General features: G+C 63.1%; 10 protein-coding genes. 3 read left to right on the top strand and 7 right to left on the bottom strand.

Annotated features, from left to right (window positions below):
* Positions 1-84 precede the first annotated feature (84 nt).
* Entirely contained in the window at positions 85-762 is a 678-nt protein-coding gene (locus VJ162_RS09745) for a hypothetical protein (RefSeq protein WP_324663919.1), read from the bottom strand.
* A gap of 396 nt (positions 763-1,158) precedes the next feature.
* Here VJ162_RS09745 and VJ162_RS09740 point away from each other — a divergent pair, with 396 nt between their 5' ends.
* Positions 1,159-1,374, top strand: coding sequence for a hypothetical protein (locus VJ162_RS09740; RefSeq protein ID WP_324663918.1), 216 nt, complete (start codon positions 1,159-1,161; stop codon positions 1,372-1,374).
* A gap of 5 nt (positions 1,375-1,379) precedes the next feature.
* Here VJ162_RS09740 and VJ162_RS09735 read toward each other — a convergent pair whose 3' ends face one another.
* The 6 genes from VJ162_RS09735 to VJ162_RS09710 form a co-directional block, all read right to left on the bottom strand.
* The gene (locus VJ162_RS09735; protein ID WP_324663917.1) at positions 1,380-2,657 is read right to left on the bottom strand and encodes a tyrosine-type recombinase/integrase; all 1,278 of its coding nucleotides are present in this window, start codon (positions 2,655-2,657) and stop codon (positions 1,380-1,382) included.
* 449 nt (positions 2,658-3,106) lie between these two features.
* Positions 3,107-5,653, bottom strand: coding sequence for an extracellular solute-binding protein (locus VJ162_RS09730; RefSeq protein WP_324663916.1), 2,547 nt, complete (start codon positions 5,651-5,653; stop codon positions 3,107-3,109).
* 343 nt (positions 5,654-5,996) lie between these two features.
* Positions 5,997-8,261 (bottom strand): amino acid permease, encoded by a 2,265-nt coding sequence (locus VJ162_RS09725; protein WP_324663915.1) that lies wholly within the window; start codon positions 8,259-8,261, stop codon positions 5,997-5,999.
* Positions 8,254-8,694, bottom strand: coding sequence for a universal stress protein (locus VJ162_RS09720; protein WP_324663914.1), 441 nt, complete (start codon positions 8,692-8,694; stop codon positions 8,254-8,256). Before VJ162_RS09720 ends, VJ162_RS09725 begins: the two co-directional genes overlap by 8 nt.
* Positions 8,695-8,753: 59 nt before the next feature.
* The gene (locus tag VJ162_RS09715) at positions 8,754-10,442 is read right to left on the bottom strand and encodes a potassium transporter TrkG (protein ID WP_324663913.1); all 1,689 of its coding nucleotides are present in this window, start codon (positions 10,440-10,442) and stop codon (positions 8,754-8,756) included.
* A 1-nt stretch (position 10,443) separates the two neighbouring features.
* Positions 10,444-11,127 carry a potassium channel family protein gene (locus VJ162_RS09710; RefSeq protein ID WP_324663912.1) on the bottom strand — a complete coding sequence of 228 codons (684 nt, stop codon included), beginning with the start codon at positions 11,125-11,127 and terminating at the stop codon, positions 10,444-10,446.
* Positions 11,128-11,259: 132 nt separating this feature from the next.
* Here VJ162_RS09710 and trkA point away from each other — a divergent pair, with 132 nt between their 5' ends.
* Positions 11,260-12,591, top strand: coding sequence for a Trk system potassium transporter TrkA (gene trkA / locus VJ162_RS09705; RefSeq protein ID WP_324663911.1), 1,332 nt, complete (start codon positions 11,260-11,262; stop codon positions 12,589-12,591).
* A 63-nt stretch (positions 12,592-12,654) separates the two neighbouring features.
* Positions 12,655-14,193, top strand: coding sequence for a TrkH family potassium uptake protein (locus VJ162_RS09700; RefSeq protein ID WP_324663910.1), 1,539 nt, complete (start codon positions 12,655-12,657; stop codon positions 14,191-14,193).
* The last annotated feature ends 16 nt before the right edge of the window (positions 14,194-14,209 follow it).

The raw sequence follows: 14,209 nt of genomic DNA, 5'->3' as shown, positions 1-14,209 counted from the left end.
CAAAACCCAGGAATTATTTTTGTCTCGACCCGGCCCAATGGTCGGCTATGATTATGCGATGAGGTGCCATAGCCGAGTCATCAGTTACTCCTCGGTGTCGTTCCCATCGGTTCGTTCGATAGCTCCACCGGCGTATATGCCGGGAAACTCCGGCCCAGTCTCTTCCAGCTTCTCAAGATCCTCCGGGTCGAGTTTACCGGCCTGGACTAACGCGCCGATTTCGGCCGGTGTCAAACTATCCCCCTCCCCTTGTTGAACCCGTGTATACAGCTCCTCAACGTTGGGTTCATAGTCGATATCGATATCAACCGTCACGTCGTTCGCCTTCCCGGACCAGCGCCCGGATATGTCGTAGTTGGCGCCTTCGTAGAGGGCGCGCTCAAGGATATCTTCCATGCGACTGGTATCTTGGCCGATCGCGGTGTAGGCGAAGGCAATCATGGAGGACAAGGCCGTATTCAGCTCTTCAGTCTCGAAAGCTTCGATTACCTTCTTCCATTCTGGTTCCTCCAGCAGCAGCCACAGAAGATTGAAATCCCGCACCCCTTCGATTGTTCGCTCCCGGATCTCTTGCCGGCGATTCAGTTCTGTTTGGCTATGGCTGTAATCCTTCAGGCCACACAAGTAGTCGCGGTCGGTCGGTGACAGAATACCCCTTGGTCGGTCGACGGGCTTCAAACCTGACTCACCTGTGAGGCTCCCATCGCTGTCTTCGATACCACTAAACAAGTCCGGGATATCGTCGTCATTTTCTTCGGCCATGCAAGTCGAATATCTCCTAACTATGGTTCTGTAGTCGGACGAAATAGTTTTGTCGGTGGCCTCTCCTTGTATACGCAAGCGTGGCCCGGCTATCGACGGCGAACAGGCTGTTCGCCAGGTCGTAAGGTGGTCACGTCGGGACCGGTGAAACCCGGCCCTGAAGAAGCGTAACACTCCGAGGCGAAACGATCGATGTCGGCGGCACCCGGCCAAGGACTCCGCCGACATCTGAAGCAAAGCGACCGGACAGACCGACCATGACGGTCGACCATCACCGGCTACCAACAAGTCGGATTCCGACTAACAAAATGGTTTCGGGCCATTCGTCGGGAACTGCCTAATTGGCCGGTCTGTCCGATAGCGGATTCCGGGATAACCCGGCAATCATCGGACGACATGATCGACAAAACCGACCACGACGGTATTGAGGAAGCGCACAACGAAGAAAAGGCGGAATCGCCTAACGTCACCGACAACGGAAAACAGGACACAGTCGAGGAGCTGGTACAAACACACCTGGATACCTTCGTCGAATTGGCCGAATCCGATCTACCAGTGGCTGAAGACGCTGAGAGAGCTATTGCCCTCACCGACGGAGGAAAAGACCTGTGAGCTGTTCAAACGTCCAGCAGCCTTCGTCTGAGTTCGGGGGAGTCTTCGACCAATCGCCGGAGCTCCAAGACGGCACTTGCCAATTCTCCGTCGGCCATTGCAGCCGATTCGACGATCCGGTCGTCTTGTTCGCTGATGGCTTCCTCGGTTTCTTTCGTCGTCGGCGCTCCACATCGAGGACAGAATTGGGCCGTCGCCTTGAGAGTCTCTCGGCAGTTCCCGCAGGTCTTCGGTTGAGTAGGCCCGTCCTCTGTTTCCGATTCGTCGATGAAACCGGCCTTGACCCGCATCCCTTCGTTTCGCTGCCGGTCCGTGGTGTGGTCGTAAGCTTCCAGCATCCGGTCGCTAGCCCAGCCGGCGATGTGCTGGATCTGTTGGGGGGTGTAGCCCTGTCTGGAGAGCCGGGTGATAGCACTGTGTCGGAAGTTGTGCGGATTAACCGGCTTCTCGATACCGGCCCGGCGACCACAAGCACGGAGTGCGTCACGCAGTCGATCGTTACTGAGGGCACACTCCTGCGGGGAATCCCGGTCATACCCTCTAAGGATCGGCCAGAGCGGAGCTTCCGGACGGGGATCGGGGTGATATTGGTTTACCCAGTTCCGGATTTCGGCTCGGCTCTGGAGAATCGGGTAGCGCTTATCAGGGGCTCCTTTGTGTCCGTTCCCGTTCGGATTCGGCGTAAAGTAGGGCCGCTGTGTGTCGAGGTCGTGGATGTCTTTGATCCGGAGTTGGGAAGCCATCGAAACCCGAGCCCCGGTATCGGCCAGGAATTCAATGATAGCCGGGTCACGCGGGTTCTTCGCGTGTTGTTTCAGCTTCTCGATGTCGTCGTCATCGAGCATCTTGTCCTCGTTGACGCGGCTCACCGATTGAGACGTGATATCGATGCTGTCGTAGAACTCGAAGTCCGGGAAGTCGGGTTGCCTATCAAGCCACTGAAAGAATATTCGGAGGGCTCGCTTGTAGTTGTATATGCCGCCTCCGTTAGGGTCGAGGCCATAGCCACCCTGGGATTTCGGGCTCGTGAGGGTGCTTATCAGGGTTCGGAAGCCGGTGAGATCCATTTCGACCAGGGACGTGTCGGCCCGCACGGCGGCGTTCCGGAGACTACTGAGATCCGAGTAGAGGGTATTCGGTTCCCGATTTTGGTTTCCCTGCCGCTCGATACGGACGAAATCGGTGATTGCCTCTTTGTCACGGTCGGAGATATCGGCCTGGTCCAGCAGCTCCCACTGTCGGTTCAACTTCTTTTTCGTGTTGTTGGTGTCGTTGACGTTCACCGTATATTGCCTAACAGCGGGCAGATATTAAGTGCTTTTGTCCTAAAACGCGCCAGATGTTCGGCTGACCGGGTCTGCATTTTTTCAGCGGCTGCGCTCGCACGTCGACACACTCTCGCCGGTGCCAGCGGTGCTGCCGTTCTCACGGACCGGGCACCGCGGTATCGTCGCTGGGTCCGTGGTGTCACCGTCGACACTCGCGGGGCAGTCAGGCGAACGCACGCCGTCGCCGCCCGTCGTTTAGTACCGAGCGCGACAGTGGCCCGTCGGCTGTGACAGTTGACTGGAGTACAGCGGCGGGGCCAGCGGGTGTCTGCTGGCCGGTGACATGCGGTGCGGTGTACACCTGTGACCGCGTCGGTATCCGGTTCCGCGTCATCAGCCGGCAACAGAACAGCGTGTGTCGTCGTTGTGACCCCGTCAGTCAGAATCCGGGCTGGTCGCGGCTCTCAGCTCTCCGCTTCCCAGCTGAACAGTTCCGCCTCGACTTCGTTGTTCAGCGCCCGAAGCTCCTCGCCGACGTCCTCGCCGACGGGCATCTCCGCGCGCGCCTGCTCGATGATGCTCCGGACCTTCGGGAACGGCCCCATCTGTGCGCCGTTGGTCGCGGGCGTGTCGGAGGACTGCTGGAACTGGTCGAAGGCGGTGGCAAAGTGAGGGTTCTCGTCGAACCAGCCCTCGCTGCGAAGCAGGTCGGCGGCGCCGTCACAGACCGGGAAGTACCCCGTCTCGCGGTGCCAGCGGGCCTGTTGTTCGGGCTCTAAGAGCCACGAGAGGAACTCGCCGGCGGCCTGCTCGACGTCCGGGTCGAGGTTATCGCCGATCCACAGCGAGGCACCGCCGACGAGGACGCCGTTTCGCTCCTCCAGCACGGGGAGATAGCCGGTCTTCAGGTCGAAGTCGGCGCCGGACTGGATAGAGCCAAGCGAGGACGTCGAGCCGATGAGCATGGCGGCCCGCTCGTCGTGGAACGTCTTCTTTGCCGTCCCGCGGGCCTTGATACCGCTGTTGTGGTAGAGCCCGTCCGCTTCCATGTCGGTCCACCACTGGAAGAGGTCGTGGCCGAAGTCGCTGTCGAGGTAGGCCTCGTCGGGGACGCCGGCGCGGCCGTTCTGCTCGTTGACCAGCTCCTGACCGGCCTCGGCGAACCACTGCTCGACGAACCAGGAGTAGTTCGCGAAGGTGATGCCGTAGTCGACGACGCCGGCGTCGACGAGTTGCTCGCTGGCCGCTCGGACCTCCGCAAACGTCTCCGGCGGGTTCTCGGGGTCCAGTCCGGCGGCCTCGAAGGCGTCGCTGTTGAGACACAACACGGGGTTCGAGGAGTTGAACGGCACCGACTGTAGCTCCCCGTCGACGGTGTAGTAGTCCGAGACGGAGTCGGTCAGCGACGACTTCGCGGCCTTCGGGAGGATGCGCTCGGCCGGCTTGAACGCCCCCGACAGCCGGGCTTGCATGCTCCCGATCTCGTTTATCTGGGCGATAGCGGGCATCTCCTCGGTCCCGGCGGCGGCCAGGCTCTCGTCTAAGACACCGTCGTAGCTGCCCAGCGAGGAGAGTCGGAAGTGGACCGACCCGTGTTGCTCCTCGAACTCGCGGGCGAAGTCATGGAGCAGGAGGGACTTGGCCCCACCCATCGCGTGCCAGAAGTCGATGACGGTGTCGCCTTTCGACATCGTGTGTTTCTGTCGCTCGCCAGTCGTGAACTGCGCGGCTGTCGAACCGAGCTCCTCGGCCTGTTGGGACATCACGCCGACCTCCTGGGTGACGTCCGCGAGCGACGCGGCCTGGCTTTCGGCCGCGTCGGCGACCGTCTCGGCCTCCGCAGTCGTCTCCTCGCTGACGGCGCTGACCTCGTCGACCATCGAGACGACCGACTGCGTGGTCTGGGCCTGCTGGTCGACCGCGTCGTCTATCTCCTTGATCGAGGAGTTGACCTGTTCTATCATGTGTACTACGTCATCGAGCCCGTCGATGGTCGAGTCGACCGCGCTACCCGCCTGTGAGACGACCTCCTGGGTCTCGTACATGTTCTCGACGGTGGTCTCGGTCTGCTCGCGCACCTCGGAGACGGTCGAACTGATCTCGTCGGTCGCTTCCTTGGTCTCGTTGGCTAGGTCCTTGACCTCGTTTGCGACGACGGCAAAGCCCGCGCCCGCATCGCCCGCCCGGGCCGCCTCGATGTTGGCGTTCAGCGCGAGCATGTTCGTGTCGTCGGCCACGTCGTTGATGAACTCGGTAATCTCCTCTATGTCGCCCATCAGAGCGGAGAGCTGTTCGACCTGTGTCACCATCTCCTCGGTCTTTGCCTCCATCGCTTCGAGGTCCTCGATGGCCTTGGACGCGGCTTCCTGGGCGGTGTCGCCGCTCTCGACGGAGGTCTCGGCAGTGTTTGCGACCTCCGTCGCCGAGGCCGCGACCTCCTGGATGGTCGCTGAGATAGAGCGCATCTCGTCGCCGACCTGCTGGAGGTGTTCGTTTTGCTCGTGGGCGCCGTCGGCGATCTCGCTGATAGACTGGCTCACCTGCTCGCCCTCTTGCTCGACTTTCTCTACTTCCTCTTTGACCTCGGAGGTGGACTCGTCGACGGACGTGCTGACCTTCTTGACCTGCTTGAGCATCGTGTTCCACTCGTCGAGCATCCGGTTGTAGCTGGAGACGAAATCGACGACGGAGTCGACGTCGGAGTCGATATCGGCCCGGCGGGTCAGATCGCCCGAGGCGTTGGCGCTGACGACGCCCTGTAGCTCGGCCAGGGAGCCCTCGAGGTCGTACAGACGGCGTTGCTGGTCCTCGACGGTGTCTTCAAGCTCTTCGGCGCGACTCCGGGCCTGGTCGCGCTCGTTTCGGACCTCCCGGAACTTCGCACGCAGCTCGCTGTCCGACAGCGACTCGATGTCGATTTCCTCCTCCGTCTCCGACGACGAGGGCTTGACCACGCCGCCGTCCGCGGTCGGGTCGCCACCCGTGCTCTCACCACTGCGATTATCGCTCATACTGGTACATCTATAATGGGCGTATTAAGCCTCGCGTTCACATTTCACGGAGTAATAATCGGTGGCGCTGCATACGGAGAAAATATCGTCACTGGCGCTGGGCTCGGACCCTCCGCCGACTCCGGGGCCGGACCTGATCTATCACAGACCGTATGACCTCCCGTTCCGTCGGTATGACACCGAACTGCTTTCCGAACCGCTATGCCGGCTCGTTGGAGACAACGAGGCCGATCCGTTCGTGCTGACGGAGTGTGCGTGACGGTCCGGTGTTATTGCTTCCGCGGTGTGACGATGCGCCGACGTGGTACCCACGGTTGACTGGTTGTGGCGCCGACCGAGGGGGCTAGAAAAGCCGTTCGAGCAGCCCGCGGTCGCGGTGTTTCTCCGCCATCAGCACCGAACAGTCCACCTCGTCGACGACGTCCAGGACGAGCGACCTGGAGACGAGCCGACGGAGGAGTCCCTCCTCGGTGGCGCCGATGAGCAAGAGCGTGTGGTCGGCGGCGGCGTCCTCGATGGCCGTCTCGACGTCGCCGGACTTGACGAGCAGCTCGGCGTCGTCGAGCCCGTTGTCCGCGGCCCACTCTTCGAGGAAGGCCTCGCCGGCTGCCGGGTCGTCGTCGACGTTCAACAGGGTCACCTCGGAGCCGTACTCGGCCTGAAGCAGTTTCGCCACCGACGCCGACAGCTCGGAGTCGGGGCCGCCGGCGGTCGGTAGCAGGATTCGCGAGGGGTCGAACCCGCGGTCACGCAAGACGAGGAAGTCACAGGGGACCGCTTCGGTGAGTTCGTCCATGGCCGATTCCGCTCGGCCGGGTGAGCCGTGTGAGTCGGGGCCCCAGCCCATCACGACCTGGTCGGCGTCGTGCGTACGCGCAGCGTCGAAGATGGCCTCGTAGGACTTGTGTGAGAGGATGGTGTGGGTCTCGACCTCGACGCCGAACGTCTCCGCGTCCTCGCGGGCCCGGTTCAGGAGGTGTTGTGAGCTCTCGTCTATCTCGTCGCTCCGGTCGGCTGCGCTTGCCAGTGCGGTCTGGTCCGGGACGGTGACGATGTGGGTCGCGACGACGGTTCCGCCGCGCTGTTTGGCCATCGCGCTGGCGAGTGTGATCAGCTCCTTTTCGTGTTCGGGGTTGGCCAGCGGGACCATCACGCGGTACTGCCCGCCGTCAGGAACTGGGGACACGACATCGGCGGCGTCGACAATCTGGTCGGGTAACTCCTCCTCCCGGCGCTGAATGTAATCGGAGAGCACGCCTTTTTGTGTCGTCTTACCGCGTGCATACACGAAGTACCACACGACCGCTACGAGCACGAATGCGCCCGAGAGCGCGATTTCCGTCCCGTCCATGAATGCGACGAGGCCCAGCGAGAGGACGGCGCCGAGTATCGGGGTTATCGGGTAGAACGGGACCTCGAAGTCGGGGTCGTACTCGGGGACGTCCGCCTCCCGGAACACGATGAGCCCCACGTTCAACAGCGCGTAGACGATGAGATGCAGGACGCTGGCCGCCTTCGCGAGCACTTCGATATCACGGCCGAGCGCGGCGATGAAGACAATGATGAGTCCGCCGGTAACCAGAATCGACCGGTAGGGCGTCGCGTAGTTGGGGTGGATCTCGTTGAGCCAGTTCGTGACGATCTTGTCACGCCCCATGGCGAAGTTGATGCGGGCCGAGGCGAGGATCGAGGCGTTGGCCGAGGAGGCCGTCGCCAGTAGCGCTCCGATCGTCATCACCGCCGCCGAGCCCGCGGCGATACCCCCTATCGGCCCTATCGAGGCGGGGAAGGCCACTTCCGCGGCCTGTGCGACCGGCGCGTCCTGACTGAGTTCCGGCCACGGAATCACACCGAGCATCGTCGTCACCAGAATCGCGTAGATGACGGTGACGATGGCGACGCTCCCGATGATGGCGATTGGGAGGTTCCGGCCCGGGTTCTTGAGTTCCTCGGCGACGGTCGCTATCTTCGCATAGCCCAGGAACGAGACGAACACGAGCGCCGTCGCCGGGAGGATCGTGCCGGGTCCGGACGGCGCGAGCCCACCGGAGCCGACCAAGGTCGCGTAGTCAAACGAGAGGAAGCCGGCGATAGCGAACGCAGTGAGAATCAAAAGCAGGATGGAGACGATGACGGTCTGGATGCCGCCGGTCTCCTTTGCGCCGATGTAGTTGACGCCGACGAAGACGAGCCCGGCGACCAGCGCGCCGACCTGTATCGGATTCAGGAACGCGATGGCCGGCAACCCGACGAAGACCGCCAGATACTGGCCAAAGCCGATACAGTAAAACGCCGAGGCGAAGGCAAGTCCCATCCAGTCACCCATTCCCGCGATGGAGCCAAACATCGGCCCGAGGGACTTGTTGATGTAGTAGTACCCCCCGCCGGCTTTCGGCATCGCCGTCCCGAGTTCCGACACCGACATCGCGTTCACCATCGCTATCACGCCGCCGACGACGAACGAGACGACGACGATGGGGCCGACACCGCTGTCGGCGTTTACCGCGACGCCGGGCAACACGAAGATACCGGCGCCGATCATCGTCCCGATGCCGATGGTCATCGCCGAGACGAGGCCGAGGTCCTTTGCGAGCTCGTCGTCAGTCATCTGTGTCCTCACGCGGCAGTGCGATGACGGGGATGTCTGCGTTCGTTACGAGCTTCAGGGAGAGGTCCCCGGAGAGGAACTTCATGAGTCGCCCGCCGTCCCGGGCACGGTAGGCGATGGCGCTGGCGTCGACCGCGTCGGCGGCGTCGAATATCTCGGCCGCGATATCCCGCCCGTACGCGGTGTGGTCGTCGGCGTCGGGGAACACGGAGCGGACGGCGACGTAGGACGCTTCGGCCAGTTCTTCGGACTGCTCGACCGGGGTCTTGTCGGGGACGCCTTCGCCCTTCTCGACGACGTGGAGGGCTGTCACCCGTTCGGGGCTATAGGGTTCAAGTGCGGTAGCCGTCGCCCGTGCGTCATCTTCGTTGGCGACGGGGAGGAGGACGTGGGAGAGAAGACACTGGCTTCCGTTATCGGGTCCACTGTTCATACTGTGGCCTACGGGCACTATCTGTTAAGAGTGTATGTCTTGCCCCCGGTCGTCGTTGCTTACGGGTTCAGCCCGTAGATGGCCGAGCGGACGAACACGAGTACCGGGATAATCTCCAGGCGACCGATCCACATGTTGAACAGGAACATCGTCTCCGCCAGCGGGTGCATCGAGGGGCCGGTGATACCCGAGGAGAGGCCGACGTTGCCCTGGGCGCTGGCGACCTCGAAGAGCGCGTCGGCGTAGCCAAAGTCGGGACCGGCGAGGTTGACGAGCACGAGGCTGCTGACGGCGAGAAAGAGCACCCACAGCAAGGTCACGATAGCGGCCTCGCTGAACTCCTGGTTCATCTCCGACTGGTCGAGTACGCGGCCGTCGATGCGGGTCGTGATGACGGCGTTCTTCGGGAGGAAAACCTGCGAGAACTGCCAGATGATGCCCCGGACGACAGTGTAGCCCCGGATTATTTTGATACCGCCGACCGTCGACCCCGCGGCCCCGCCCAGCGTCATCGCACCGACTACCATCACCTTTCCGCCGGCCACCCAGCGGCCGATAGGGGCCGACTGGAACCCCGTACAGGAGAGCGCGGACACCCACTGGAAGACGGAGTCCCGCACCGCGTCGAGTTGCCCGGCGCTGAGAATCGGCACCGAGACGGGGAGAAAGGACTGCGTGGCGAAGGCGTCGGCGCTCGCCGAGACGGTCAGTGCGTTCTGTAGCGAGAGGACGATGACGCCCAGCCCGAGCAGGACGAACAGCCAGCGCGTCTGGAGGTCGGTGACCAGTTCGCGCCACTCCCTGTCGTGGAGGACGAGATAGTGAATCGGGAACGCGATTGCCCCCAGTATCATGATGGGCAGCAGGGCCAACTCCACCAGCGCGGAGTCGTAGGTCGCGATGGAGTTGTCCGTCACGGAGAACCCGCCCGTGGTGAGGCCGGTCATCGCGTGATTGAGCGCCTGCCAGGCGGCCTCCCACAGCGGGAGCTGACTCCCGTAGTCGCTTGCGGTGATAGCCCAGAACAGGAGGAGGAAGCCAAACAGGGTGTAGCCGACGACCAGTTTCCACACCGTCCGGACGGTCGAGACGATACTGGGGTGGATCTTCTCCTCGCGGGCCTCGCTCCGGTAGAGGGCGTAACTCCCGCTCCCGGGTCGTGCGAGAATCGAGACCGTCAGGACGATGACGCCGACACCGCCGACCCACTGGATGAACGAACGCCACCACTGAACGGCACGGGGCAGCGACGGTTCGTGGATGGCCATCGTCAGACCGCTGCCGGTCCAGCCGCTCATGCTCTCGAAGAGGGCGTGCAGCGGGTTCCGGAAGTACGCCAGACTGGAGACGGTCGTCGTCCCGCCGACGCGGATCGGCTCCCACGCGCTCGTGTCAGTCCCGACCGGGACGAACGACGCCATCACCTCGGGCGGTGTGAACCACGCGGTCAGGAAGAACGGGAGCGCCCCGAAGGTCGCTACCATGAACCAGCCGCCGGCGGCGATGACCATCCCGTGTTTCATCGCCGGCACCGGCGCGTCGGCAAAGCGGTGGTTCGCCAGCCAGCCGAGGCCGGCCGTGATACCCCCCGCGGTAATGAACCCGAGCGCGGCGTGTAACTCCCGGAATCCGAGCGCGATGACCGCCGTGATGACCATCAGCCCCGCCTCCATCAGGAGGAGCGAGCCGATGTCGCGGGCGATTATTCGGAGGTCCGTCGGCAACGTGCCGTCGGTCCGTCGTGACATGTCAGTTGTGGTCCTCGGTGTGGCCGAAGACGTCAGTTACCTCGGGGGTCGCCCCTGTCGCAGAGTAGACCGTCAGCAGGTCGTCGGGTTCGATGCGTGTATTACCACGCGGGGTTATCGGTTCGTCGCTCGCCTCCCGCTCGATTGCGACGATGAGTACCTCGGCGTCCAGCAGGCCCGCGTCGTTGGCCTCCTGTAATGTTTTGCCCGCTATCGGCGCTCCCTGCTTGACAGTTATCTCGAACACCTCGGCCTGTTCGCCGATACGCATGAAGTCGACGATAGACGGGCGCTTGACCGCCCGGTAGAGATACTCGGCGATGAGCCGCTGGGGGTTCTGCATCGTGTTCACTCCGATCTGGCGGAACAGCCCCATGTGTTCGGGGTTGTGGACGACCGACACCACTTCCGGCACGTCGAGCTCCTGGGCCAGCAGGCAGACCATGATATTCGTCGCGTCCTGGTCCGTCGTCGAGACGAGCGCATCGGCTCGGTCGATGCCCGCGTCGGCGAGCGTCTCCTTCGAGGTCGCGTCGTCGTTGATGACCAGACAGTCGAACTCCCGTGACGCCTGCTCGGCCTTGGCCGCGTCCCGCTCGATGACGACGACCTCGTTGCCACCGGCGGTCGCGATCTCGATGAGCGGCGTGCCGATGTCACCAGCCCCAACGATGACGATGTACATTCGTTCCGTCGTTCTGAACCGACCCCTGAAAGAGTACCGTTCTTCGAAACGCCGGGCAGCGTCTCACAGATGGAAATACACTTGACGCGGCCGACAGAAGGGGTCCGATATGAACACGGCAGAGGGTTGCCGATGTACGTCGTAATCGTCGGTGCCGGCGAAGTCGGCTCGGCCATCGCCGAGAGCCTCGCGGCGAATCACGACGTCGCCGTCATCGACATCGACGGCGACCGCGTGGAACAGCTGATGTACGAGGCCGACGTACTGGGCATCGAGGGGGACGGAGCGGACCTCGACACCCTGCGGGAGGCAAACATCGGCCAGGCCGACATCGTCATCGCCAGCACGGACGACGACGAGACGAACATCGTCACCTGCGGGACGACGATGACCGTCACGGACGCCTTCACGATCTCGCGGGTCAAGAGCGCGAAGTTCCTCCGGACCTGGCAACAGTCCGAGCGGGCCTTCGGCGTCGACCACATGGTCGCGACGAACCTGCTGACCGCCGAGTCCATCGCTCGTGTGGTCGGACTGCCGGCGGCACAGGACGTCGAGACCTTCGCCGACGGCGCGGTCCAGATGGCGGAGTTCGAGATATCCGAATCGAGCCCAGTCGCCAATCTGACTGTCGAAGAGGCCGACCGGTACGAGTCGCTCACCTTCGCGGCCATACTCCGGGAGGACAACGTCGTCATCCCCGGCGGCGAGACAGTGCTAGAGCCCGGGGACGACGTCGTCGTCATCGGGAGCCCCGAGAGCGTCCAGACCTTCTCGCACGAACTCGAACCCGACAGCGATGGCGCGCGCAACATCCTCATCGTCGGCGGGAGCGACGTGGGCTATCACACCGCCCGACTGCTACAGGAACGGGGTCTGAAACCCCGGCTTGTCGAACGCGACCCCGAGCGGGCCAGGGAAATCGCCGAGGCCCTCAGCGGCACCACCGTTCTGGAGAGCGACGCGACCGACCGGGAGTTCCTCGAACGGGAACACATCGAGGACGTCGATATCGTCGTTACGGCCCTGGAAAACGACGAGAAGAACCTGCTTGCGGGGCTGCTTGCCAAGCGCCTGGGCGCGGAGCGTGCGGTCGCTGTCGTCGACGCGGGGGAGTACGTCCCGCTGTTCGAGGCCGTCGGCGTCGACGTCGCTGTCAATCCACGTGAGGCGACCGCAGAGGAGATAACCCGTTTCACCCGCGAGCAACACGCCGAGAACGTCGCCATCATTGAGTCCGACCGCGCCGAGGTCATGGAGATAGAGATAGACGAAGAGAGCGTCCTCGTCGACCGCCCGATTCGCGAGTCCGTCGCCGACTTCCCCAAGGGCGTCGTCATCGGCGCTATCACCCGCGACGGCAAGCGTATCATCCCCCGCGGTGACACGGTCATCGAACTTGGAGACCACGTCGTCGTGTTCGTCGACGTGGAGTGCCTTGAGGAAGCCACCAGCAAACTGTGAACTGAGAACGGGGGATTTTTCGCAGTCGAGACTGGAGGGTACGCTAATGGACGGTGGTCGGTGATGTCAGTCCGCGTCGACTGGCGACAGAGCGTCGCGTTTACCGGCACGGTCATCAAGTATCTCGCCATCGCGATGCTGGTCCCGCTGGCGGTCAGCGTCATCTACGGCGAGGGCCTCGGCACGTTTCTGGTCTCTATCGCAATCACCGTCGCGGTCGGCGTCGCGCTGGAGCAACTTGATGACGATCCCCAGCTGGGCGCCCGCGAGGCGCTGTTGCTGGTCTCGCTGTCGTGGGGCGCCGTCGCCATCATCGGGGCGGTCCCCTATGTCATCGCGGGCTATGGCACCGAGTCGACCCTTCGACACCCGGTCAACGCCCTCTTCGAGTCGATGTCCGGATTTACGACGACCGGAGCCACCGTTACCGGAGAGATATCGTTCGACCGCCACTCACACGCCCTGTTGATGTGGCGCCAGCTAACCCAGTGGCTGGGGGGGATGGGTATCATCGTCCTGATGGTCGCTATCCTCCCGGAGGCTGCGGTCAACGGCGCACAGCTCATCGACTCCGAGGCGCCCGGACCGGAACTCCAGAAGTTGACACCCAAAATCGCCGAGACGGCGCGGCTGCTCTGGCTATTCTACCTCGGTTTCACCGTCCTGTACGCCGTCCTGTTGGTGGGGCTCCACTACGCGGAGCTGGCCCCGGAGATGAACCTCTACAACGCTATCGCCCACGCCTTCACGACCCTGCCGACCGGCGGCTTCTCCCCGCAGGCTCAGAGCATCGCCTACTTTTCCCCGGCCGTCCAGTGGCTCGTCATCCCCTTTATGCTCATCGCCGGGATGAACTTTGCTCTCTTCTATTTCCTGTTGCAGGACAACTACGCGGCCTTCCTCAAGGACCGCGAACTCCAGGCGTATCTCGGTGCCAACGCCGGGATGGCGCTCATCCTCTGGGGCTTTCTCTTTACGGGGTCGGCGCCGCCGCTTGGCGACCTCGGGGGAATCACGCAGGGCGCCCTAGAGAACTCCCTTCGCCAGGCGACGTTCCAGATAGCGTCGCTGCTGAACTCCACCGGCTACGCGACGAGTAATTTCGCCCAGTGGGACACGACCTCACAGGCGCTTCTGGTGTTCGCGATGTTCATCGGCGGCTCGGCCGGTTCCACGGGCGGCGGCGTGAAGGTCGTCCGCTGGCTGGTCGTCCTGAAGTCCATCCGCCGGCAACTGTTCACGACCGCCCACCCCAGCGCCGTCAAACCGGTCCGGCTGGGCGGGCACGTCATCGACGAGGACGTCATCAGCGCTATCTACGGGTTTACCCTGCTGTACCTGCTCACTTTCGGCGTAGCGACCATGCTTCTCATGCTCGATGCGAGCCGCGTCGGCCTGGAGATGACGCTGCTCGAAGCGCTCAGCGCGAGCCTGGCCACCATCGGCAACATCGGCCCCGGCTTTGGCTTTCTCGGCCCGTTCGGCAGCTACGTCGAGTTCCCCGCGACCAGCAAGCTCCTGATGATACTCCTGATGTGGTTCGGACGACTGGAGATCATCCCCGTCTTCGTTATGTTCACCGGTGCGTTCTGGAACGAGTAGCCTCGTCCCACCGGTA

The organism is Haloarcula sediminis, from assembly GCF_035656455.1.
In the GTDB taxonomy this organism is placed as follows: Archaea; Halobacteriota; Halobacteria; order Halobacteriales; family Haloarculaceae; genus Haloarcula; species Haloarcula sediminis.
This window is presented reverse-complemented; position numbering and strand designations above follow the sequence as displayed.

Coding starts and splice junctions, on each gene's coding strand:
- VJ162_RS09745 (WP_324663919.1), bottom strand. CDS start 762: ATGGCCGAAGAAAATGACGACGATATCCCGGACTTGTTTAGTGGTATC.
- VJ162_RS09740 (WP_324663918.1), top strand. CDS start 1,159: ATGATCGACAAAACCGACCACGACGGTATTGAGGAAGCGCACAACGAA.
- VJ162_RS09730 (WP_324663916.1), bottom strand. CDS start 5,653: ATGAGCGATAATCGCAGTGGTGAGAGCACGGGTGGCGACCCGACCGCG.
- VJ162_RS09725 (WP_324663915.1), bottom strand. CDS start 8,261: ATGACTGACGACGAGCTCGCAAAGGACCTCGGCCTCGTCTCGGCGATG.
- VJ162_RS09720 (WP_324663914.1), bottom strand. CDS start 8,694: ATGAACAGTGGACCCGATAACGGAAGCCAGTGTCTTCTCTCCCACGTC.
- VJ162_RS09715 (WP_324663913.1), bottom strand. CDS start 10,442: ATGTCACGACGGACCGACGGCACGTTGCCGACGGACCTCCGAATAATC.
- VJ162_RS09710 (WP_324663912.1), bottom strand. CDS start 11,127: ATGTACATCGTCATCGTTGGGGCTGGTGACATCGGCACGCCGCTCATC.
- trkA (WP_324663911.1), top strand. CDS start 11,260: ATGTACGTCGTAATCGTCGGTGCCGGCGAAGTCGGCTCGGCCATCGCC.
- VJ162_RS09700 (WP_324663910.1), top strand. CDS start 12,655: ATGTCAGTCCGCGTCGACTGGCGACAGAGCGTCGCGTTTACCGGCACG.